General features: G+C 74.5%; 1 pseudogene. It reads right to left on the bottom strand.

What is annotated here, in order from left to right:
- Positions 1-169: 169 nt before the first annotated feature.
- Positions 170-1,233, bottom strand: a pseudogene (locus tag ABZ646_RS46930) (polynucleotide kinase-phosphatase); the annotation flags it as partial.

Here is a 1,233-nt window from a genome sequence, read left to right as displayed (position 1 = left end):
GGTCGCCGGCGAGCTGACCGCCTCCGCGGCCCTGACCCTCACGGTCGAGTCCGACCGCCTGATCGCCTTCGGCGACGGCATCGAGACCGACGCCCTGGAGCTGACCTGGGGCCAGACGGTCCGCGTCGGCACCTGCGCCCGCCGCCTGAGACTGGTCGGCTGACCCCGCTCACAGCCGGGGGTCGACCGGCTCCGACTCCAGGGCCAGCACCCCGAACACCGCCTCGTGCACCCGCCACAGCGGCTCGCCGTCCGCGAGGCGGTCCAGGGCCTCCAGACCCAGGGCGTACTCGCGGACCGCCAGGGACCGCTTGTGGTTGAGGAACCGCTTGCGCAGCCGGGCGAGGTTCTCGCCGCGGGTGTACTCGGGGCCGTAGATGATCCTCAGGTACTCGCGGCCCCGGCACTTGATGCCGGGCTGGACCAGCCGGCCGTCCGGGTCCCGTACGACCGCCCCGACCGGCTTGACCACCATGCCCTCGCCGCCCCGGCCGGTCATCTCCAGCCACCAGTCCACGCCCGCCCGGACCGACTCCGGGTCGCCGGTGTCGACGTACAGACGGCGGGTTGTCTGCAACAGGCCGCTCGGGTCGTTCTCCACCAGACGGTCCAGAAGGGCGAGTTGCTCGTCGTGCGGGAGCGCGGCGAGGCTGCGGCCCTGGACCGCGAGGAGCTGGAAGGGGGCCAGGCGCACCCCGTCCAGCCCGTCGGTGGGCCAGCAGTAGCGGCGGTACGCGTCGGTGAACGCGCCTGCCGCCGCGGCGCGTTCACGCTGCCGGGCACGCAGACCGGTCACGTCGACGCCGCGCTCGACCGCACTGTGCAGGGCGGCCAGCGCGCTCGGGAACACCGCGCCGGAGGCGGCACCCACGGCCGCGTACTGGGTGCGCAGCAGACCGCCGGCCTTGAGCGACCAGGGCAGCAGCTCGGCGTCCAGCAGCAGCCAGTCGGTGCCGAGTTCGTCCCAGAGGCCGGCCGCGTCGACGGCGGCGCGGATCCGCCCGAGGACCTCCTCGGTCACCGCCTCGTCGTCGAAGAACGGGCGTCCGGTACGGGTGTAGAGGGAGCCGGTGGGGCCGGGGGCGACACCGAAGCGCCGGTGCGCGACCCCGGCGTCCCGGCACACCAGCACCACCGCCCGCGAGCCCATGTGCTTCTCCTCGCAGACCACCCGGGCGACGCCGTCCCGCGCGTACTGCGCGAACGCCTCCACCGGGTGCTCCAGGTCGCGTC

It is taken from the genome of Streptomyces sp. NPDC007162, assembly GCF_040634175.1.
Lineage (GTDB): Bacteria > Actinomycetota > Actinomycetes > Streptomycetales > Streptomycetaceae > Streptomyces.
The sequence above is the reverse complement of the archived record's forward strand: the minus strand, read 5'-3'. Positions and strand labels throughout refer to the sequence as shown.